This window comes from Bradyrhizobium sp. ARR65 (genome assembly GCF_000472385.1).
In the GTDB taxonomy this organism is placed as follows: Bacteria; Pseudomonadota; Alphaproteobacteria; order Rhizobiales; family Xanthobacteraceae; genus Bradyrhizobium.
In genome coordinates, this window is the sequence record NZ_AWZU01000010.1 from 1 (window position 1) to 22152 (window position 22152).

Genomic DNA, 22152 nt, shown 5'->3' on the forward strand with positions numbered 1-22152 from the left:
GATCGCATCCGACCCCAGATACATCTCGCCCTCGCCATGTCCGATCGCGAGCGGCGACCCCTTGCGCGCGCCGATCATGAGATCGTTATGGCCTTTGAACAGGAACGCCAGCGCAAACGCGCCACGCAGACGCGGCAGCGATGCNTTNACCGCATCCTGGGGCGAATAGCCCTTGCTCAGATAGGATTCGACAAGATGCGCGACCACCTCGGTGTCGGTNTCGGAGGAGAACTCGGCGCCGTTCTGCTCCAGCTCGGTGCGCAGCTCGCGAAAATTCTCGATGATGCCGTTGTGCACGACCGCGACATTGTCGGTCGCATGTGGATGGGCGTTGCTCTCGGTCGGCTTGCCATGCGTGGCCCAGCGGGTATGGCCGATACCGGTATGGCCCGCCAGCGGCTCGGCGCGCAGCCGCTTCTCCAGATTCTTCAGCTTGCCCTCGGCGCGGCGGCGCTCGAGATGGTCACCTTCCAGCGTCGCGACGCCAGCGGAATCGTAGCCGCGATATTCAAGGTGCCTCAGTGAATCGATGAGCTGCTGCGCAACCGGACCACGCCCCAAAATACCCATAATCCCGCACATGCAGCTCAATGTCCTCCAGTTTCAAGAACAACCATTTTCAAAGTGCCAAGTCGTAGCGAACTTCACTCGTCGAATAGACGTCCAACAGCGCTCGCCGTTTCTGCAATCACCTCGCCCAGCCCCAGAGCAGCTCAGGCTAGCGCAAGCCAAACGACGCAGGAAGCAGCAGCAAGTCAGCTGACGGCTTGGCGGTGAGCCGAGCAGTTCGGGGCGCGCCCATAACAACTCCGTGTGAGCAGAAACAGGCTCAACCTGCAGTAAGGAAGATCGCAATCCTAGCTGCAATAGGGCTGCTGAGTGGGATATCTCTTGCGAATAGCCAGACCCCAGGGGTCGATCACATTCAATGCAGGTCGACGCATCACATCGTGTCCCGCGATTAACGACCCCGAACCTCATGATTGTCGGTCAGCTCGCCATTCCTCTCGCGCCGAGCGTCATTTTTCGTGCCCAGCTGTGTCTCAGAGATGGCTCACCACGGCGGCATCTCGCCTTGCAGTTTCGTCGCCAGCTAAGCCAAGATGAGCCGGTCGGATCATCGCCATTTCGTACCGCCACGTGTCACAATCTTCGACGTCGATCTCCCCTCTTCTCAGCCCGCGCGCTTGATGCCGTCTAACGATAGCTCCAAGAGCCGCTGGGCGCGAACCGAATTCATCCTGCCCATAAGTTTACAACCCGCCGCGTAGACAGCTCTACGCAATTCACTCTCCCACATCGAGAGACTTGGGAGAACTATACGAACGTTTGCAAAACTCGCCATTTCGCTCTCGATGGCCTTTCCAGCCTGTCTGTCAGCTCATCTACGCTCATACGAACCCTCCTCGTAACTCGCCCAAACTATCGGGCCCGCCTCCTGATCCGAACGAGGCGAGCGGACTGGTCGGACTGGCCCATGGGAGCCACCGTGTCCCGGACGCAAACACCATCTTTAGGGCGAAACGCGTCAGCACTCGACCGTCGAGTGGCATCTTGTCCTGGATGGGCCACCTGGTCCTCAGTGGTGGAATACGAGTTTGGAGCAGCCGGTCAAGCTCCGAGCGCATCCAGTCCCAAAGACCGGGGAGCGGACGGGGCAGCTGGTCGTTAACGACGCTAGCATATAGTCCGCCACATCTCTCTCCGGCTGATTCAACATCGACTTCCATTCTTCCGAGCATCGGCTGATGTCGCAGATCCTTCGCAAACGTTGTGGTCGCGGTGAACGAAGAAGGTAGAACGGCTGCTAGGCATCGGTGTACAACGACTGCTTCAGACGTTTAAAGACCAGCCATCGTCAGCAATGTTGATCTCGCACTTTGGGACACTCGCACTCGCACATCAGGATCTGTGGCGGTTGAGGCCGACGGCCAGGAACCGATCGAGCATGGCATTGACCTGATCAGCAACCTCAATCGTGTTGAAATGTCCCGCAAGCATTGTGTTCGCCACGACAAGCTGTGGGCAGATTTCCTGCAGCCGATCTAGACCGCGCGCCATCTTTACCAACGGCACGTCCGCGGAAATATAGGCCATCGGCAGTTTACAAGCTTCTGCAGCAGGAACGGGATCATAGTTCAGCGTCGCATTTCGTAGCATCGAATAGGCCACATGCTGTGGTGTTTTCTCGCACGGCGGAAGTACATAAGATTCAAAGATCCTTTTACGTCGATCAGGATCATCGAAATCGCAGCCGAGCTCCCATGCGCTGTTCCTTAGCACTGCCCGATAGGTCGGTCCGGCAACGCCCTCCAGCAGATTTTGAAGTTCGCGAGATTCTCGTAAACGTGGGGGTGGCATGATGATTGTATCGATCATCACCATTCCCGAAGCGAGGTTCGGATTGCGGCCGCAAAGTTCAAGTGCGATCCGCCCGCCCATGCTGTGGCCAATGACCACGGGCTTTTCCAGTTTCAGTTGAGCGCATTGCCACGCAACATCGTCCGCAAGTCCAGCCATCGTGTATTCCTGCTCTGGTGCATCGCTAGCGCCGTGACCGCGAAGGTTGACGGCCACGACACGGCGGCTTTGAGCGAAATAGGTAATCTGGGGCGCGAAGATGCCGTGGTCTCCCGTCCAGCCATTGATAAGCAGTAGCGGAGGAACATGCCCGCCAGCAGGCCCGGCCTCAACATGTGCCAAACGCACACCATCACGGCTCAACAGCACGGGCCGCAACTTGTCGTAAGAGATCACGGTTTGCCCTCCTGAGCTGGCTCTTGCTTTTGTCTGACTTCAAAGGTTCTTGGCTGACAGAACGATCCAGATGTAGGTGGCGTCCGCCAGCAGGCAAAAAGCGAGCATCACCACGGCCATTGAAAATGCCGAATGCCCGTCGAAAAGACCCGCGACCACCGCACTGGATAAAGCCGCGCTCATCATCTGCACAAAAGTTCTTGCGGCATTGATGGAGCCCATAATATCTGGCAGGGGCGCCAACGCTTCGTTGATAAGACATGGCGACATTAAGCCGAACGAGAATGCGACACCGATCATCACGAAGATCACAACGGCACCCGATTGACCTCCTGCGAGCGCCATAACGAGGAGACATGCCGCCAGCATGGTCGAGAGGATGAGGCCCAACGCAACCACCTTCGTTGGCGCCAGCTCTAAGCCGCCCAGGATTATGTTGACCCGAGTGCCAGCGATGACGGACAGGGCACTTGCTCCGAAGATCAGCCCATATTGATGCGGATGGAACCCCAAGCCGGTGATCAAGAGCAGAGATGAACCGGTGACGTAGGCAAATACAGCTCCGGCCGCTGCGGCATTGCAAAGGATGTTTCCAAGGCAGATGGGATGCCGCGAAAGACGGACATAGTTCCACAGGATCGCAGCAGGGCTTAGCCTTGCCTTTGGATCGATCCTCGCGCTCTCGGTAAAGCCGCACATCGCTGCGAGCAGCACCAATGCCCCTACGATTGGGAAGAGATGGATTGCCCGCCAGCTGCTGAATGCGAGAAGCGCCGCGCCGACCGTTGGTGCAAACATTGGAACAAGGTAGATCGCCAAGATCACGTTGGAGATCTTTGCTGCAGCGGCCGCCCCATCAAAGATGTCCCTGACAATTGCGACCGCAGCAACCGCGGTCGCGGAAGCACCGGCTCCCTGGAGTACGCGAAAGAACAGGAGCTGCCTTAGAGAAACAGAGAAGGCGCAACCGATGCTCGCAATGACCACAAGTACACAGCCAAAGACGACGATACACTTGCGGCCAAAGCGATCGGATATCGGCCCGTAAGCCAGAGGTGCTGCACCCAAGCTGACGAGATAGACGCTCATAATCAAACCCACTTCGGCTGAGGTCGCACCGAGATCCGCTCCTGTTGCCGACAGGCTTGGTAGGATCATGTCGGCTCCAAGCGTTGGCAACGAAGCCATCAGACCAAGTAGCAACGTGAAGGGGACCGAATTGGGCTCAATGCGCAAGGCAGTCTTCCCTTTTGTCGTCTAAGGCTTGCGCCATGTGCCAGATGCGACGTGTTTTGACCGCAACAGGACGGCGCATCTACCCAGCTAGCTGGGCCATCAGCGACTATCTCTTTGGCGTTTCGCGCCGGCGACAAGCTCCATCTCGTCCACAAGCCTGGAGCTGTCGATGTCGGCCTTGATAGCCTCGCCGAGGTTACGGGCTGCGGATTCGAATTGAGGTTCGACGATCAGCCTGTTTGCCGCTGCGGCGATCTCCTCTTCGGATGCGGTCGGAGGCAATCGAAGTCCGGCGCCCCTCGCCTCCACTCGCGCTGCGTTGGCAGACTGGTCTCGCCCCATTGGCAGAATGAGTTGCGGTAAATTATTTATCAGTGACCGCATGACAGTGCCGTGACCGCCTTGAGATATGACGAGCGAAACCTCCTTCATGACCAGGTCATGGGAAGCACCGCGCACCACGTGCACGTTGCCCGGAGCACGAAACTCGGCTGCGTGCAGGTTTGGACCTGTTGTAAACACGGCCTCGACATCAAGCGTCCCCACAGCGTCGATAACGCGCTGGAACAGAGCAAGCTGGCCCTGCGCACCTGTGCTGCAGGCGATCAGCACGCGGGGACGGTTGGCGGGTGCGGACCAGGGCCTTTGCCACGAATTGCAACAAGCCGGCGTATCGAGCAAAGGCCCGATATAGCGGAAATTGTCAGGCAGAGAGTCAGCTTCGAAGTCGAAAGCTTGAGTGGTCGCGAGCAGGACCCGATCGGCGCGGTCGAACAGATGCATAACATCCCCAAGGACCGCGAGCCCAAAATCGATGCGGGCCCGATTCAGGATCGGAAGAGAGGCATTCATCGCTCCGGCGAAAGCCGAACACGCGGCCTCGACTTCGGCGCGCTCCTCTTTCGTCTTTGGCAGGGCCAAGCCCGAAGTTGCCGGCGGCAGCCCAGGCAAAATCCGAAGGCTGACGTGAGGCGAAAGAAACGCGAAGGGCACGCCGGACGCTTCTGCCCCAACTGCCGCCCCAAAAAGAAGGTCGAGGCTAAGAACCGCGTCGGTTGGCCGGCGGCCAATCTCGTCCTGGATATCGGCAGCGTATGCAGAACAGGGCTCAAACACCACCCTGCGCATCCGCTCTTGCGGGTTCGAGATATCTGTCGGATCCGCGGCCATTTCTGTTGGTGCGCGGCGCCATGTCACGAACTCGAAGTCGGCGGCCTCGACCTCTGGACGCATCGCCGGATCAGCGATGACCCGCACCCGGTGACCGCGCCGGCGCAACCACCGCCCCGCCGTGAGCAAGGGGCTAAGATTTCCCAAGGTCCCCCAGGAGGCCAGAAGAAAAGAGTACGAGATCACAGCGATTCAGCTCCTTGGCAGCCGCACGTTAGAAACCTTCACAGGGCTCCGGCTGCTGTCATTATTGGGGAATGAAGATTGCCTGCGCGCCAGGATCAGCCAATCCAGCACGCCACATGCTCTACGAGGAGGCAATGCAGCGCGAAGGGTCCCACTGAATCGGTTTGAACTGCCGTAAGATGAGCTTGCCTTCATTCGGCAGATCTAGTCGACCTGGTCTGGCCAACCGCTTTCGTGTCGATCCTTGATGGCGCGCCGTGGCGCAGCCCCCTGGCAGGGCAAATCGATGAACCTCGCTCGACGAGCTTACTGGACACGAGTCTCTTGAAGCGAGCTCAATGCTCGTGTGGTGGCGCTCGAGTTCCAATGAATTATTGATCCCTGCAAGGCGACAAGGTTCTTCGAAGGCTACAACCTGACGCAACGTGAGATGCAAGGCGTTTTTGATGATCTCGCACGATCGCATTTCAGATTATCGCGAGCGCCACGCCTGAGGCACATGGTTGTGCGCGACGCCAGCCGAATCTTGGCCCGCCTCAATCGAAATCGTCTGACTCTATTGGCAACGTGAATGTAAAGACGGCGCCCCGCGGCTCATTTGCGCCCGCCCACATCTCACCTCCGTGCGCCTCGATGATCGAGCGGCAGATGGCTAGCCCCATGCCCATTCCATCGGGTTTGGTGGTGTAGAACGCCTCGAACAGGTGGTTCATATTTTTTCGATCAAGCCCGGGCCCCGTATCGCGCAAGCTGACTAGAACGCCGCTCTCTCCATTTGTATCCGTGCTGATCCGCAGCTCCCGCAAGCCGTCGTCCGTTCCGCGCATTGCCTCGACGGCATTGATGATCAGATTAAGGATCACTTGTTGGAGTTGCACTCGATCCGCTCGAATGAGCGGCAAGCGTTCGGCCAATTGGGTTTGTACCGAGACACTGCTCTTCACGACTTCCGCACGGGTCAGGGCTAGCACTTCAAGCACCAACTCGTTGATCGCCAGTTCCTGCTTTTGCGGATGGGCCTTCTTAATAAGCCCGCGGATCCGTCCGATGACGTCGCCCGCTCGTTCTCCATCGCTAATGATCCACTCGAACGTTTGTCGGATTTCCTCCAAATTCGGCGGTTGTGCATCAAGCCAGTTTAGCCCAGCCTCCGCGTTGCTGATAACTGCGGCGATCGGTTGGTTGACTTCATGTGCGATCGAAGCCGTCAGTTGCCCCATTGTGGTAACGCGATTGGCGTGTGCAAGCTCAATCAGAGTCTCGCGATAGCGCCGCTCGCTTTCACGGGCCTCAGCTTCCGCGCGCCTACGCTCGGTTAAGTCGAGCACGAAGCTAACACCTTGGTCCTGTCGCTCGTCGAACGCGGCCGAGCCGATTAGCACGGGCACTCGGCTGCCATCCTTGCGGACGTACTCCTTCTCAAAAGGTTGAACAGCTCCAGTCATTTGGATTTCCGCCTGCGCTTGCGCCGAGCGTTCACGCCATTCTGGCGGCGTAAGGTCCGTCCAGCGCAGTCGGCCGGCGACGAGATCGTCTCGGCTGTACCCGACCATCTTGAGGAAGGCATGATTTGCCTCAACAATCTCGCCCTTTGCACCGAAGATGAAGATTCCGACGATGTTAGCGTCTACGAGACGCCGTATCTTCGCCTCTCGTTCCTGGACTTCGCGGTATAAACGACCGTTCTCCAGGGCGATTGCCGCTTGCGAGGCAACCAGTTTCAGCACCGAAATCCGGCTTAGGGCGAATATGCCGGGAGCTAAATTGTTCTCGAGGTAGAGGATGCCGACGAGCTTTCCCTGGGTAATGAGAGGCAGGCACAAAATGGAACGTGCCCGATGGGCGCGTACATATGGATCATCCGCAAATGAAGACTGGGCAGAGGCATCTTCGAGAACAACGTTCTCGCGCGAGCGCATGACATAATGGAGCACTGCCTCCGGAAGCGCCGCCGCGGTTATGGGCTGCTTGTCCATCTGCACCAGGAGCGCTTTTCCCGAGATCCTAGCCTCCGCTTCTATAGCAGCCTGTCCGTTCCGCAGCACCATCAGCAGACCTCGCTCGGCACCAGCCTGTTCAATTGCGGTGCGCATCAGCGTGTCGATCAGCTTTCCAAGAACGATCTCGCCGGAGATCGCTTGCGACACTTTGATCACTGTCGCAAGGTCGAGATGCTCGACGGGCGCCCCGATCCTCGTTATGGTCAGGGCACGTGCCGCTCCTTCCTCACTGAGATCCGGATAGGTGTCATCGAGCTGCCGCACCTTGCCATCCGCCCCCCATCGCAGATAGCTAGAGCGCGCATCGCGCAGGTAGACGAAGGCGATCTTCTCGAAACCACTTGCAGCGTAAAAGCGCGCCGCCAGCTCGAAGGCGATCGCCTCGTGGTGAGGAAAATCGTTGACTGCCGCGGTCCGGATCGAGTGTTCGTAGAGGCGCATCGCCTCCGCGTCACGATGTTCGAGGCGCGCCATTTCGGCGCCGACCAAAGCGGCGCGGTGCTCAAAGTTCTGAGGACAATGCTCCGCCCACTGCTGCAGCTGCTTGTGATAGACTCTTACGACATGTTGATGTCGTTGCTGTTCCTCTGCCGTGACACTGTCGCAAAGGCAAGAGCGAGACAGCGCACCGTAAAAGTAGAGTTCTGCGGTCGCCTGTTCTGTCGGGATGGTCCATAGCCGCGGCTCCGCCTTCATGCAGGCCTCGATCGCGGCGGCATAATCACCGGCCAGAAAGCGCGCCTGGAGTTTGCGGATCCAATAGCTGACCTGACCGGACGCCAGTTCAGGCTGGCGCTCGAACGAACGCTCGGCCTCGAGCTCATTGAACTCCTCATCATCAAAAGACCCGAGTGAGCGCGTCAGGCCACGCATGCTGCGAACGAATCCCAGCTGAGCAGCTATCATCTGGGCCGCGAAGCGAAATTTCATACTCCGAACTGTCTTGAGATTTTTCTCCAGCTCGCTTTGCAGCTCTTTGAGAGGATCTCCCGCACTTATCATGTTTCCAGTTAGATGGATCAGGCTGTAGGCCTCAAAAATCGGATCGCCGATATGGACGGCAGCGTCGAAAGCTCGTCGTATCAGATCGCGACCAGCCCGCACGTGCTCGGTCCACAGTATGATGTTAGCTCCGACAGCCAGATAGACTGGAGCTTGAAAACGGGCTAGCCCACGACCGTCCACCAGATCGCAGGCGAGCCGGCCAAACCTGTACGCCGCCTGGTAGTCACCGAAGCGGCCGCCTAGGACTCTGCCAAGCCAAGCGTAATGCGCGCACGAGGCGTCGCAGTTGCCGTGCTCGAGGCTGATATTGACGGCTCGACATATGACGAGAGCTGATAGATGAGGATCTGTAAACACGGCTGGAGGCAGGATCCGTGTCAAAACCGCCAAGGTGGCAAGCCATCGTTGGTCCGTCATTAGGGGCAATCCAGCAAGATCTTCGATCTTCCGGGCGCCCAATTGGGACCAGATCCGCTGATATTCGGCCTGGGCATCCTCTTCCCTTGGATGGAGCGGCCAGTCAATTCCGACATCGCGGAGATAGTCGAGGCCAACCGCCACTGCACGCCCGGTCTGGCCGAGCGTTAGGTACAAATCGACGCGCAGGCATGCGATCGCTGCTTGTTCGACCGCGTTCAGAGCACGCCTGGACAGGACGGACAGGCGTTCCTCCGCAATGTTCAGCTCGCCCGTCAGGAATTCGCATTCGGCCCGGTTCAACTCCAGTGTCAAAGTGAGCTCGTTCTGGCTCTGCCAGGAGTCTTCCGGAAGCAGGATCGTGCCGGCAACCAGATATTTGAGCGCCGAGCTGTAGGCCGCCGACGCCTTCGCACGCTGGCCGGCGATCAGGTTGAGCTCAGCCAGCTGGACCCGCTCCTCACGGGAGGTGATTAACGCAAGACCCCGGTTGAGTTGATTGACGATATCGAAGATCGCCTGCTGACGGCTTTCCGCAGGGGTATGTGCGGCCAGTATCCGACCGATACGCAGATGCGTCGGAGCACGCAACTCTTCCGGAACCAACGAGTACGCGGCCTCTTGAATCCGGTCGTGAATGAAGCTGTAGGAGCCGCCGTGTCGCGCGATCAGCTCCTGTCGGACTGCCGGCCAGAGCATCGTGTGCATCTGCTCCTGCGAAGCCCCGAGCACAATTGAAAGAGCCGCTCCTTCCGCTATGTTCCCGAAACAGGCCAGCTGTTGCAGCGCGCTCTGAGTCCCGGTCGGGAGGCGAGTGAGTTTCCCGAGCATCAGGTCCACCACATTATCAGTGTACTCTTTTGCGACAATGCGATCGAGATCCCAGGACCACCTTCCCGCTTTGTGATCGAACGCCAGCAGTTTCTCCTCTGCCAATTCAGAAATGAATTGGAGGGCGAAGAACGGGTTGCCCGCCGTCTTCTGATGTACCAGCTCCGCGAGCGCCGCAACCGAGTCTGCCTTGCAGCGAAGCGCATCAGCGACCAGTTGGGTGACGTGCTCTGAGGTAAGCGGCGCCAGTGTGATCGCTTCTATTTCTCTGCCCGCTTTCCTGAGGGCGTCGAGTTTTCGTTGGAGCGGATGGCCTTCTTCTATCTCGCCGCTTCTGTACGCACCAATGAGCAGCAGGTGCAGATCCGACCGGCTCAGGAGGCTCTCAAGCAGGTCGAGCGTTGCCGCGTCACACCACTGCAAATCGTCGAGGAAGAGGACCAACGGATGCTGCGGCCGGGCGAATATGGCAACGAAGCGGGAAAACACCAGTTGGAAACGCATTTGCGCTTGCTGAGGCGGAAGCTCGGGAACGGCGGGTTGCTCGTCGATGATCAGCTTCAGCTCGGGGATCAAGTCCACCATAAGGCGCGCATTCGGGCCGAGCGCCTCCAGGAGTGTCCTGCGCCAAATTGCCAGCTCGTCGTCGCTCTTGCCGAGAAGAGGTCGGACAACGCTTTGAAACGCCTGGACTAGGGTTGAATACGGAACGTCGCGCTTTAACTGGTCAAATTTGCCCGCCCCGAACAGCCCGCGCGAGGGCGTGAGCACTTTGTGCAACTCTTGTACAAGTGAGGACTTGCCGATACCTGCGTAGCCAGCGACAAGCACCAGGCTCGGCGCGCCACTCTTCACGACGCGATCGAAAGAAGCGAGTAAGGCCTTGATCTCGCAGTCTCTGCCGTAGAGCTTCTCAGGGATCAGCAGTAGGTCCGGTGTGTCGTGTTCGCCCGGCTCAAACGGCTCGATACGCCCGTTGGTCTCCCATTCGATGAGACAGTGGCGCAGATCCTGTGCAGCGCCGGCCGCTGTCTGGTAGCGCTCCTCGGCGCTCTTGGCGAGCAACTTCATCACGATCTGAGAAACCGGCTTCGGGACGCTCTGCAACTTTTCGATAGGTGGTATTGGCTTTCTCGCGATATGGCAGTGTATCCACTCCACAGGATCTGAAGCGGTGAACGGCAGTGAGCCGGTGAGCATCTCGTAAAGCGTGACGCCAAGTGAGTAGAGGTCAGTGCGGCAATCGATTGACCGGTTCATACGTCCGGTCTGTTCGGGCGCCATGTAGGGAAGTGAACCAGCAACGAACTCGGGCGCCTCGGCGGTCTGCCTTTCCCGGGTAAGCCGCGAAGCAAGACCAAAACCGGTAAAGCGCACCTGCCCATCGGGGCAATCCACCAGGATATGAGTGGGCTTTAGGTCCTTGTGCACCAGCCCCCACCCGTGGACCTTAGCTAGGCTCGCGCTGATACCGACTGCAAGACGCAGGAACTCCTGGAGCTCAATCGGTGCGCCTATTAGCTCCACGAGCGGCTTACCGCCCGGGTCCTCCAAGATCAGATTGGTCCGGCCTGCGCGGCGGATTAGTTCCTTGGGGCGTGCCGCCCAGTTGGCGTCTAGCTCAACCCTGAGCTTATATTCATGGGCGAGGCGATCGAGCGTAGCGCGGGCCGGATGTTCCGAGGCCGGTCGGACGATGAGCACGCGCTGCGGGCTATCGTCAAGCTTGCGATGCCACGCGCGGCAGAAGACGCAATCACCGTCCTCCCACGAAAGGTCGAAGTCCTGATCTCCCTTTAGGGGCAAGACAGTTGGGTTGAGAGGATCCTGCGACATTCGACCGCCCGGTCGGTCAGACCAAATTTTGGCAGAAATCTGCGGCATATTGGGCGAAATAACAATTTCGACCCGGGTCACGTCAAGGCTACGGATGGTGGCCGAGGTTCGCAACACCCAATGAGCGCACGACCGAAAGGCCGGCGTGAGTTATGGCCGACCAGCGGTACCCACATGAGGCACCCACCTCGCGATCACGAAGCTTGCCTGCGATACAGAGTGGCATGAGCGGATCGGTGGAGGTGGAGCGATGGCAAATGCCATGCTTGATGCCAGGCATCAAGGTGATTGCTATCGTCGTGTCGAGGTGATTAACGATGCCGAGCTCATTGCAAGGGCTCGGGATGTGGTGGCGCGATCCAAGACGCTCCTTCAAGAGGACCCGCCGAAGACCTTCGCGGGGGAGCGCCATTATCCGGAGCCGTCCAAAGAAGGCCGCTTGTGTTCAAGGCAGTCCTTTCGCCTGCCGGCCCCTGAATGGTCCGCAGCTTTCCCGAGGAAAGCGGCCCCCGGGCAAGCGGGTTAACAAGAACCGATCGTAACGTAAGTCGGAGACGAGAGTTACGACGGCTGGGGCAACTCCGAGGAGCAGCACAACGAGCCCACACGTGCTCGAGGAGCTGAGGACCGCGATCGACTGGAGCATGGGCGGCGCAAAAGCGCCCTGACATCCCGATGAAGAGGATGACGACGAAGAGAAAGATCGTGAAAAAAATAGCCGCGACGACGAACCGCCGGTCATGCGCGAGCCGGACGAATGATTAGGCCGACTTCCGCTGCGGCTTCGCCGCCGCCTTCTTCGCTGCGGCTTCCTTCGGCTTCTTGCCTTCGATCGGCAGCAGCATCTCCTTCTGACCCGTCGCCTTCTTCGCTTTCTTCGGCGGCTTGGTCGCCCCCGCCTGGCCGAGGCTCGCACGCAGCGCGTCCATCAAGTTGACGACGTTACCGGCGACGGGCCGCTCCTTCTTCGCGATCGGCTGGCCGGCGCGCTTCTTGTTGATGAGGTCGATGAGCGCGGTCTCGTACTGGTCCTCGAACTTCTCGGGCTCGAAGTGGGCAGTCTTCTGGTTGACGATGTGCCTTGCGAGGTCGAGCATGTCCTTCGTCAGCTTCACATCCTGGATGTCGTCAAAATACTCCTGCTCGTCCCGGACCTCGTAGGGGTAGCGCAGCAGCGTGCCGACGAGACCCTTCTCCAGCGGCTCGAGCGCGATGATGTGCTCGCGGGTGGTCAGCACGACGCGGCCGATCGCGACCATGTTCATGCCGCGGATCGTTTCGCGGATGACGGCGAAGGCGTCGTGCCCGACCTTGCCGTCGGGGCGCAGGTAATATGGGCGGATCAGGTAGCGCGGGTCGATCTCGTCGCGCTTGACGAACTCGTCGATCTCGATGGTGCGGGTGGATTCGAGGGCGATGTTCTCGAGCTCGTCCTTGGTCATCTCCAGGTAGGTGTCCTTGTCGACCTCGAAGCCCTTGACGATGTCCTCGCTCTCGACCTCCTCGCCGGTCTCGGCATCGACGCGTTTGTAGCGGATGCGATGGCCCGTGTTCTTGTTGATCTGGTTGAAGGAGATCTTCTCGGCGTCGGAGGTGGCAGGATAGAGCGCCACCGGACAGGTGACCAGGGAGAGACGCAGAAAACCCTTCCAGTTGGCGCGTGGGGCCATACGCAAAATCCCGGACTGTGAATGGATTCAAGACAAAGATGTATTCATCGTTCCGACATTCCGCCCGCCCTGCCGTCGATTAACCCTTAACGAACCACCAAACGATACCGCAATCGGAGCTGGTCCAGGCTCGACGTTTGCAGCTCGTTCCGGATGAGATCGCGGTGGGCGATATGGGTCGCCAGCACAGTGGGGTAGGTCGCCAACAGCTCGATGGCCAGAGCGGTCGGATGTGAGTCACGTCAAGAACGGATTTATGGTGAGAGGTGCCATGACGTGGATCAGAAAGGAAGTTCTAGAGGGCATCCCGGAGTTGCCCAGACGCGTAGATTTTGATGATTGGAATAAAGAGCGAGGTCTAGTTAATCTTCTCTCAGACGAGAAGAATTCAAAGCCGTGGTTTCCCGCCGGACTTATAAAAGGACCAAGGGAGGCAGGCTGTGCGTTTTGGAGGTTGCTCCTTCCGGTAAAAGGCGTCAGCCAAGCAGTTTGGTTGGAGAAACCTAAGGTCCGCGTCAAGGTCTGCACGCAAGCGATTTAGATTCCGTTGTTGGTCGTGGGGGCGGTCGCGCGGTCTGCCCCGGGAGCTAGTTTTCTGCGGTACTCCTCCAGAAGCCACGACGCCGGTTAGTCCGCGGCTTGTCCAAATCCCCTCCCCCAATCCGAAGTTTGCTATTTTTTCGTTCCAGCAGCCTTCCGAAGACGGCGCTTCGCTTCGGTCGATCGAGCCGCTTCGGCAAGCTTCATCCAGTCGTCCGGAGGGTTGCCGCGCATCAACATCTTCCGAAACACAGCGTAGGCGTCGTTGGCACTCTCATAGGCGCGCAGCGTCGAGTCATCATTGACCCAGGCCAGGACGATGACCTTGGCGTCAGCTGATGGCTGATAGCGAAAAAACAGGCGAAACTGCTGCAGAAATTTCGCGCGGAACCAATGCTTGTATTCATTGCCGAGAGTGGCGCCCTGACGATAGACGTCGCGGGTCGGATCGCCGGGAATATCCTCGAACGCGACCTTCAGCACGGCCGCAAGGAGCTTTGCGGCGCGCTTCTTCTTGTATCCCTTCGGATCCTTTTTGCGCGCCCTCTCAACTGTCTCGATCATCGCTTCGAGCTGGTCGAGAAAGAGCGGATGCGCATAGATTGCCCAACCGTTGATTTCGATGGCGCCATCGCTCAAGTCTCGTCATCCGGAAGAGCTGCGTCGAGGTCGACCTTGACGCCCTTGACCAAGCCCTTGCCGCGCGCCACCAGCGACTTCGGCAGCGGCCGAATTCGTGCCGGCTCGTTAGCCATGTCACGTGCCAGGAATTCGAGGAACGTCCCGATCACAGGGTCGGCCTCGTCTTCACGCTCTGGCTTCTTCGCGATTACGACCGTTCCGTCAGCGAGGCCGCGGAACACGACCTGGTCACGCTTGCCGAGAGCCAGCATCTTTCGGATAGCGGCCGGCACAGTCGTCTGACCGCGCTCCGTGATCGTCGCGGGGATTTCGAGGATTTCAGCCGTCTTGGCCATGGCCGGCTCCTTGCATCGTCACACCATCCGATGTAATGCATTTGCATTGTAAGTCAAGTTCATGTCGGCTAGCACGGAGCTGGCCGAGAGCTGCGGAATTCTGCCCGTTTGGTGCGTTTTCCCCTGACGAACGAGCGGAGGGAACGCAGCATGGCGCTGGTCCGTGTGCTTGAAATTGAGAACTTTCGGGCGGCATATGCCGCCCGGTTCGCGAATTGAGATGTACGACTATCAAAGCCGCAAGCTCCAGGTCGCGACCAGGCGAACCATCAATGGCGACCAGACGACGGTCTACGAGGATCCGCCCGCAATCGTCTCAGGCGGCGGAACGACTACCGTCGTCATGCGCGGCCCTGGCCTTTATCGCGTGGAAGCCAGTTTTCGCCTCAACGCTTCGGTGACGGGCAACGCCAACGATACGAAACAGAAATCCGCAAGTTTGAGGGTTTCGACCACTCCCTAGACGAGTTTCACCGTTCATGCTCCGCCGCTTTTCGAAGCGCAGCGGTACGGCGGTTTGACTCACGCATACTGCGAATGCAAGCGGGTCGGCAGCAGATACCCTCCCCCTCTTTACCAACTCAAACGAATCAGGTCGTGCACAGAGCCACGAATCGTATGGCACCTTGGCGCCGCGAAACGACGTCCTGTTTCATTCGCTTCCGGTGCCGTCGTCATCCAGGCCGACGTCGGCGCCGTGTTCCGATTCGAGAACAGGAATGTCGCCGGCGAGCATCTTATTCTTGCTGAGGAGCCCCCCGTCCTCGAGCGCCTCCATATCCGTCAGGTCGCGCAACGTATTAAAACCGAAGTGCGACAGAAACTCGTTCGTCGTTACATAGGTATACGGCGCGCCGGGCTGGGGCGCGCGCGGCCCCTATGCAATGGATCCGAGACCCCAAGGTGGCCGATCAGGTCGCGACTGACCTCCTTGCCGAAGAACTGGGAGAGCTCGCCGTGGGTGATCGGCTGATAGTAGACGATGCACATCAGGAACAGGCTTTCCTGCTGCGAGAGCGGGCGTAGCTGCCGGAGAAGACCTCACCTGGAAGGCTCCGGCATCCGCCGACCTGGCAACTATGGGCGCCTGATCAAGCGGCCATAATGTCAGCGCCCAAGGTACCGAACAAACTTTGGACAAATGAAAGGCCTGCTGCATCATCCATTAACAATTGCCGAACCGCGCTTTCGTATTGCTTCCTACCTTGAAAGCCCAGAACTTCAGCGATGACCGTAAGCGCAGGTGTTTCACGAATGGGGTACCGTCTAATCAAAAAAGCAAGATCGTTCTTTTCGATTGCGGCTTCCAGTGTTACTCTTTCGGAAGCAACTATCGTAGGAATGTCGATCTCTACGGTGATTGGCTGCGCAGTTGCGATGTCCTTCCGACGCGGCAACTTCGTCATCAGCTCCGATCGTATCTTTGCCTCAACAATACGCTCACTCAGTCGTTGCGCGTGTGGACCGATTGATAGGAGCGCCCGTTTCTTAGCATCTTCGAGATTTGCGGCCGCATCTGCGCCGGTAATCTTAGACTGCCTTTCGCAAACCCGTTCTTGAAGATATGGGTGGTAGTAAATCGATTCAATTGAAACCGCCGGAACGGCGTAAATGCCCCTTTCTTTCAACTTCAGAATATCCATCGCGTCTCGATTGTCGCTGTCAACGATGCCGAAAGCTCGCAGCCAATGAAGCTCCGCAGCGTCCCGGATTCCTGCCACCGCATGTTCAACATCTCGACAGCTCTGCTTTGCGATGACCGAGGCACGGGGAAACAGCAAGCTGTAAATCGGCTTGTCCAAGCTATGCTCTTCCCCTTCGACAAATAGCAATGTACGGCGCGAACCCAAAATGTCCTTCTTCAGAGTGTCGTCAATTTCATCGGGGGTCACGACAAGATCGGCATCCCAAGCAGAGGCAGTTGACCCGGAGTAAACGCAAGATCGAAGCAACAACGTCCGAGAGCTTGGATTATCGATGGGCAGGAGAACGTCATGAGTGCAAATCACGAACGCGCAGTCTAGCCGCCTCTCGAACAGCAAGGTGAGTAACGGGGATATTATTGACCTGTGTAGATGTCGTTCCGGTTCATCGATCAGGAAGAGTGTGCCCGATTCGGCGTTAAGTACGTCAGCAGCAAGAAGCAGAGCATTGCGCTCGCCGTCTGACAATTCCGCAACGCTGTATCGCGGACCTCCATTTTTGCTCGCGAAAACCTGCTCGGATTTTTCGACCGATATTTCGATCGGCAGGGCCGAAAGTCTTAGAAGCTCGTTTATGATTTTGATCGGGGCATCTATCTTTGACAGCTTTTTTGCGAGATCTATGTTCCCTTCATCAACAGCGGACGCAATCTTCCTAGCTCGGACATTTTCTGCGTCCAACAGGTCATAAATTGCCAAATTAGGCCGCACGGCAGATAAGTGATCTCGCCACCGGGAGGACGGGTCCGTGTCCCAGCTCAAAACGTTGGTTTCGGTATCTCGTTTCTGCCGTGCAGAGATTTGTATGGCATTCGATTCGAACCAAGTCTGACGATGCGCAGAAATGCGTCGGCTCTTTTGCCGGTTGTTCGCATAAAACCGATGCATCAAGCTGGATTTGCCGGTCCCGTTTGCGCCCAAAACGAAGACAACCTCCCCAATCTGCATCTGAAATTCCAAAGGCGGGCCACCCACTCGCGTTACAGAAAAATTGAACGTCACTCCGAATCCCTTCCCTGCGCAATAGTTGCGATTGCAGCTAAAGCGAGTTTTATCCGTGAAGGCAACCGCTACTTGAGTATGGGGCCATTAATGTTCAACCAGTGCCGATCATCAGCCGAGTTGGTCACTATGCTATGAGTTGGTCACTATGCTATGAGTTGGTCACTATGCTATGCCCTCGAAGCGAACTCCATCAAAGCGTACCCTGCTGATTTCTTCTGCGAGCCGGAGAGTAGGATAACCACTGTCTCTGACCCCATCGGCGTCGCGTTTGCGACCGTAGCGAGCGCCCACGCTCTTGTTGGAGTGCCCTACCAAGTGATTGATGATTACCTCATCAAGGCCCGCAGCTCGGGCAAACCTCTTAAAGGTATGTCTAAATGAATGAAACTTCTTAATCGGATTATCAACGACATGCTGCACAAGATAGCCGTTGAACCACTCGCTCCACTTGTTGGCACGGCTTTTGAGCTTGCTTCGATCTTCAAAACCAGGCCAAAGACTTCCCGATGGTCCAACAAATTTACGGCGTCTCTGCACGAAGTCGATAAATCCCAGCTGGATCAGTTGAGGATGGACCGGAACGCGGCGAATAGAGGACACGGTCTTGATGCGCTTATCCCCTTCGCGGTCGAAGCGCAGAGTCCATAGACCCGTCTCGGCATCTTTGCCGATGTCATCCACGAGGAGCTGTATGACTTCGGTTCGCCGAGCGCCTTGAAACAGCGCCACCAACGGCGCCCATTTCGCAGTGTCGCCACGACCGCGCCGAGGCCGCTCACCGGCTGAGAAGATCCTGGTCGCGAGCAATCGGTTCAGCTCGTCCTTGCTGAACGGCTCATAGTAATCCTCATCTGCCGGATCAACGTCGAAGGCCACGTCAAACGGATTTCGCCATCCCGTGCCATCGAAATGACCATCCTGTTCTGCACGGGCTAGAACCGCCCCAAGCAGCGTCAGCGACTTGTTGATAGTCGTCGCAGATCGCGTCTCATAGGCGCTTAGATCGCGTTCTAGAAGTTGGTTAAGGGACAGCAGTCTCAGCTCTGCTGAAAGTCCTTTAGGTATCTTCGCTATGGCATCCCGGAACTCCCGTCCGTGCGCTTTGCCGATCTGGTGGACAGGCATGTCCCCATGCAACTCCACGAACCTACGAAGTGCAGCCTCCGCTTCAATCACGGTGTTCGGTGCAGGCTTCTTCGCACCTTTGACACCACCTCCTATGGACCAAGACTTGAACGCTTTCGAGATCGTCCAATCATCGTCGGATGCAACGCTCTGTGTTCCCGAACCCCTTTCAAGCGCATCCCGAAAAGCAGGGCGGCAGGGAAGAGATGAACGAGCGGCATCAGGCTTAATGGAACATTCAATCGTCAATTCGCCGAGCGACCGCAGCATCAGACCGTGGTCGAGCGGCAGCTCGGTTCGATCCGGGGCAGTGTCGCCATGGCGCAAGAAGGCTCTAGCTGCCTCGAAAAGTACTGCATGCCGCGCTGCTTGAATCCCGACGCGCTGCCTCGCCTCTCGCTCTACGGCGGTTCTTAGCGACAGCCAAATCGCCGTCTTGAGATGGCCGCGTCGGCTTGGGCTTTCGAGCTGCTTAACGATGTCGGGGACCGGTGATGGAAGAAACCGACCAGCAAGGTCGTCGGGTAGATCAATCTTGAACCAGTAGACACCGTTACGCCTGATCAGGTGAGAGACACGCGGCATTCCATCGCTTCCCGTAGCACGAAGACGTAGCAGACGAGGAAGCCGAACCGGAAAGTTCTTAGCGATATCGGGAGCTTAGGACAGCTTTGGCGCTCCCAAGGGGAATCGAACCCCTGTTTCAGCCTTGAGAGGCCATCTGCGTTTGGCACGATCAGCCCTGCGACCCGCTGAGGCGCTTCGCTTAGCTCCGCGCGGGTCATCTGCTGCAGCACGCCGGCGATAAGGCTATGAAGGTCATCGGCCATCAGGAGATCTAGGCGGCGAATCACTCCTCTTGGACACCCGGTGCTTTCTCGTTGCCAGCGAAAAGGGCTTCGGCGATGAAAGCAAGCCATTTGCTTGCCGACATCTGGCAAATGCGGCTAGCCTGTCTCTGTCCGATCTTGCTTCTTCGTCATCATCCTGGTCATCGTCATGTGCTGGCAAGGGATCCGGAAACTCCCCGGCCAGCATTTTGTCCTTGCTGAGTAGGCCCGCCTCCTCGAGCATTTCCATATCCGGAAGATCACGCAGCGTCTCCAGGCCGAAGTGCGACAGGAACGCCTTGGTCGTCACGTAGGTGTAGGGCGCACCGGGCTGGGGGCTGCGCGGCCCGGCAGCGATGAACTCGAGAGCGCGCAGCCGGGCGATGGTATCGCGGCTGACCTCCTTGCCGAAGAAGGATGACAATTCGCTGCGATTGATTGGCTGGTAGTAGGCGATGCAGGCGAGGATCAGAGCTTCGGTCTGCGACAACGTCGTGCCATGGTTACCTGCGCCGAGCGCAGCCCGGATCGGGATGCGCGCGTGCTGCTGCGTTGGGCCGAACGGTCGTATGGATTCTAGGAAGAGCGGCTGCGGCGGGAAGCCTCGGTGAACCTAACGCCACATTATCTGGGCTTGGAAAGAGCCTCGCGACCCATCTGTTTGAGGTAGTCAGGCCTCCTTTCACCTGCGCTGGCGACTTCCAGAATTTTCGAGGCGACAAGGGTGCGAGCACGGGTATCGTACCGCGGAAGGTTCTTGCAGACCTCGTCGAGAACCACCCGTAGGAGCGCAGTCGTGGGGCATCGAACATTTGGCGATCTCCCTCATTCTCTAGCAGGTAGCGAGATTTCGCGTCAGGAGTGTCACGCGACAAACTACCCAAAGTAGAACAGCCGATAGATCACCATGGAAGAAGAAGCTGACAGAGACGCGACAAGCAGATGTCTGTTTGACGCTCTCGCGTTGTTTTTCTTTTAATTGGAATTAAACGCCACGCCCAACGGCGCCTGACGCCGATGATCACTGCGTCCCAATCCTTGTTGCTTCGCGTCTCGATGCACCTGAGGAGATAGCGTCGCGATCGCACTCGCGGCGGTCCGATCAGGCAGAAGTCCAAAGTCTCTCAACCTTGCCCGGCAGGCCCATTGATGTGAGCAATACTCAGACAAATGTTTCAATCACGCTTGACGATCACACATCAGCGCAATTGTCCTCCCTGTCGTTGGAAGGCGTAGATCGGATTCATACCGCAATAGGCGTACGTGCCGGATGCAGTGGCCATGCACTGGTCATAGGTCGAGAACTGGCAATTGCCCGGATATCCCCAGGTACGTCCCTGCAGGCAATAAACGTCCTGCCGAGCCGGAGAGATGTACGGACGCCCCCGCGGTGCGGCGGTCGAAGGCGATCCAACCCCGACGAGGATGGGAAGTGCAAGCACACCGATAAACACAAGGTTGCGCATGAGACCTCTAGCCTCCGTTAAGTCATGCTGGAGGATAGAGGATCCGGATTTGATGTCTTGATCTTAATCAATGGCAAACAGGCGGTCGCCCTCCGTAGGCCGATCGTCTTCGAAAGAAGCTTGAGTGTGAGCCCTCCGGCTTCGGAACAGCATTCCTGCTCTCTGGAGGAAGAAACGCACCTTTCCAGCGTGATGAGCGCATCTGCGGCGGAAACACCGGCCGACGCAAGCAACAAATCGAGCTCCCGAACTCTCACGTCGCGGAAGGAGCCGGTTCGCGTCGGCCGTAAGTCTACGGTGAGCCTATCAATGACCGGAACGCGGAAAGTTCACAGCCCTCAGGTTTGCCATCGCGCGCGTAATGCTTCGGCTCCCCAACTTGAGGGCCCTGGCGGAGTTCATGAAAGGGTTCAACGAGCTGTTCTAGGATTTCGTGATCGGCCTGATCCGGCGCAGCAACGAATCGGCATATTCCTCGCGCTCGCGTATGAAGCGCTCTTGATGTGCTTTGAAGCTCTCGACTCGCTTCCTGATCTCATCGCGTTCGCTGCCGGCATGGTCGGGCACGCTGAGGCCACCCCGCTCGACCATTTCCTTCCGCTGAGGCCGCGGCAGCTCGATCTCGACCTCCAGAGATTTGGCGAACGCCATCGTTTCAGCGACGAGTGCATCGAGTTCGCTCTTCCAATCATGCATTGACGTGTCCCCCGCATAACTCTGACTCGTTAGACGAGCCAGTTCATCACAAGCCAGGCTGCGATCATGGCGCAGACGCCAATCGCGATATAGGGCAGCCCAACCCTCATTGCCGTCTCCTTGAAGGAGGCCCCCGACATTACCGCCGGCGGCCCTCCGGGTTCAAAATGTCCAGCGTGAATAAATGCAGTCCAGTCCCGGTGGCAGCAAGCCTAGACCCAAAACGCATCGTTTCCCAGTATTGCCGTCTAGAGAGCTTAACGCAGGTCGATACGGGCTTTCCCGGAATAAGGCACGCGGCGTCCGAGACGGCTCTTACAGCCACTCGGCGCCTCGTTCATCATTTGCTACAGCAGGTCACCGACCTGTTGACGTGTCATGCCGTTGAGTCAAGTCGCGTAAAGAGCCGGCTACCAGACCTTTTCATCGTTTTCGCTGCGCAAATCGCGCTTGGATGAATTTCCCGTTCAGATAGAATGGTTGGGGTTGAGCGTCATGGGGACCGCGCATGCCTGCGAGTTTGCGGGACAGGGTCGGCAGGTCTTTCCGAAGATTGAGACGACGGGCGGCTGGACGAACAGCGGCCATCGCAAACCGCTGTGCGCGCGGCACGTCACGTGCCCTAGGAGCAATCTCGACTGCATTTCAAGGATTTCTATCGTTCGCGGCTGACTTCGTAAGGTCAATCTACGATTGGCTGAC

The 22152-nt window shown here is 58.0% G+C and carries 12 protein-coding genes and 3 pseudogenes; 1 reads left to right on the forward strand and 14 read right to left on the reverse strand.

Annotation, left to right across the window (positions count from 1 at the left end; all coding sequences use genetic code 11):
- From F758_RS43800 to F758_RS0113470, 8 genes and pseudogenes are all read right to left on the reverse strand, one after another.
- Positions 1-582 (reverse strand): annotated as a pseudogene (locus F758_RS43800) (glutamine--fructose-6-phosphate transaminase (isomerizing)); the annotation flags it as partial.
- Between the two features lie 1320 nt (positions 583-1902).
- Entirely contained in the window at positions 1903-2757 is an 855-nt protein-coding gene (locus F758_RS0113435) for an alpha/beta fold hydrolase (RefSeq protein WP_245286488.1), read from the reverse strand.
- 39 nt (positions 2758-2796) lie between these two features.
- The gene (locus F758_RS0113440) at positions 2797-3993 is read right to left on the reverse strand and encodes an MFS transporter (protein WP_024508356.1); all 1197 of its coding nucleotides are present in this window, start codon (positions 3991-3993) and stop codon (positions 2797-2799) included.
- Between the two features lie 99 nt (positions 3994-4092).
- Positions 4093-5349 carry a glycosyltransferase gene (locus F758_RS43805; protein WP_349542690.1) on the reverse strand — a complete coding sequence of 419 codons (1257 nt, stop codon included), beginning with the start codon at positions 5347-5349 and terminating at the stop codon, positions 4093-4095.
- Positions 5350-5885: 536 nt separating this feature from the next.
- On the reverse strand, positions 5886-11438 hold the full coding sequence (locus F758_RS0113450; protein WP_024508357.1) for a trifunctional serine/threonine-protein kinase/ATP-binding protein/sensor histidine kinase: 5553 nt from the start codon (positions 11436-11438) through the stop codon (positions 5886-5888).
- A 761-nt stretch (positions 11439-12199) separates the two neighbouring features.
- Positions 12200-13108, reverse strand: coding sequence for a non-homologous end joining protein Ku (gene ku / locus F758_RS0113460; RefSeq protein WP_024508359.1), 909 nt, complete (start codon positions 13106-13108; stop codon positions 12200-12202).
- 672 nt (positions 13109-13780) lie between these two features.
- Positions 13781-14287, reverse strand: a complete 507-nt coding sequence (locus F758_RS0113465) for a type II toxin-antitoxin system YhaV family toxin (protein ID WP_024508360.1) — start codon at positions 14285-14287, stop codon at positions 13781-13783.
- Positions 14284-14625 (reverse strand): type II toxin-antitoxin system PrlF family antitoxin, encoded by a 342-nt coding sequence (locus tag F758_RS0113470; RefSeq protein ID WP_024508361.1) that lies wholly within the window; start codon positions 14623-14625, stop codon positions 14284-14286. The genes F758_RS0113465 and F758_RS0113470 overlap by 4 nt, the downstream gene beginning before the upstream one ends.
- A gap of 220 nt (positions 14626-14845) precedes the next feature.
- On the opposite strand from F758_RS0113470, the gene F758_RS0113475 reads away from it, so the two are divergent.
- Entirely contained in the window at positions 14846-15088 is a 243-nt protein-coding gene (locus F758_RS0113475) for a hypothetical protein (protein WP_024508362.1), read from the forward strand.
- A gap of 189 nt (positions 15089-15277) precedes the next feature.
- Here the strand turns inward: F758_RS0113475 and scpB (F758_RS43810) are convergent.
- The 6 genes and pseudogenes from scpB (F758_RS43810) to F758_RS0113510 form a co-directional block, all read right to left on the reverse strand.
- Positions 15278-15648, reverse strand: a pseudogene (scpB, locus tag F758_RS43810) (SMC-Scp complex subunit ScpB); the annotation flags it as partial.
- Between the two features lie 68 nt (positions 15649-15716).
- Positions 15717-17330 (reverse strand): AAA family ATPase, encoded by a 1614-nt coding sequence (locus F758_RS0113490; protein ID WP_084305327.1) that lies wholly within the window; start codon positions 17328-17330, stop codon positions 15717-15719.
- A 165-nt stretch (positions 17331-17495) separates the two neighbouring features.
- Positions 17496-19043 (reverse strand): site-specific integrase, encoded by a 1548-nt coding sequence (locus F758_RS46455; RefSeq protein ID WP_024508364.1) that lies wholly within the window; start codon positions 19041-19043, stop codon positions 17496-17498.
- A 393-nt stretch (positions 19044-19436) separates the two neighbouring features.
- Positions 19437-19817: pseudogene (gene scpB, locus F758_RS51800) on the reverse strand (SMC-Scp complex subunit ScpB); the annotation flags it as partial.
- 670 nt (positions 19818-20487) lie between these two features.
- Positions 20488-20754, reverse strand: a complete 267-nt coding sequence (locus F758_RS47625) for a DUF3551 domain-containing protein (RefSeq protein ID WP_084305331.1) — start codon at positions 20752-20754, stop codon at positions 20488-20490.
- 423 nt (positions 20755-21177) lie between these two features.
- Entirely contained in the window at positions 21178-21450 is a 273-nt protein-coding gene (locus F758_RS0113510; protein ID WP_024508367.1) for a hypothetical protein, read from the reverse strand.
- Between the last annotated feature and the right edge of the window lie 702 nt (positions 21451-22152).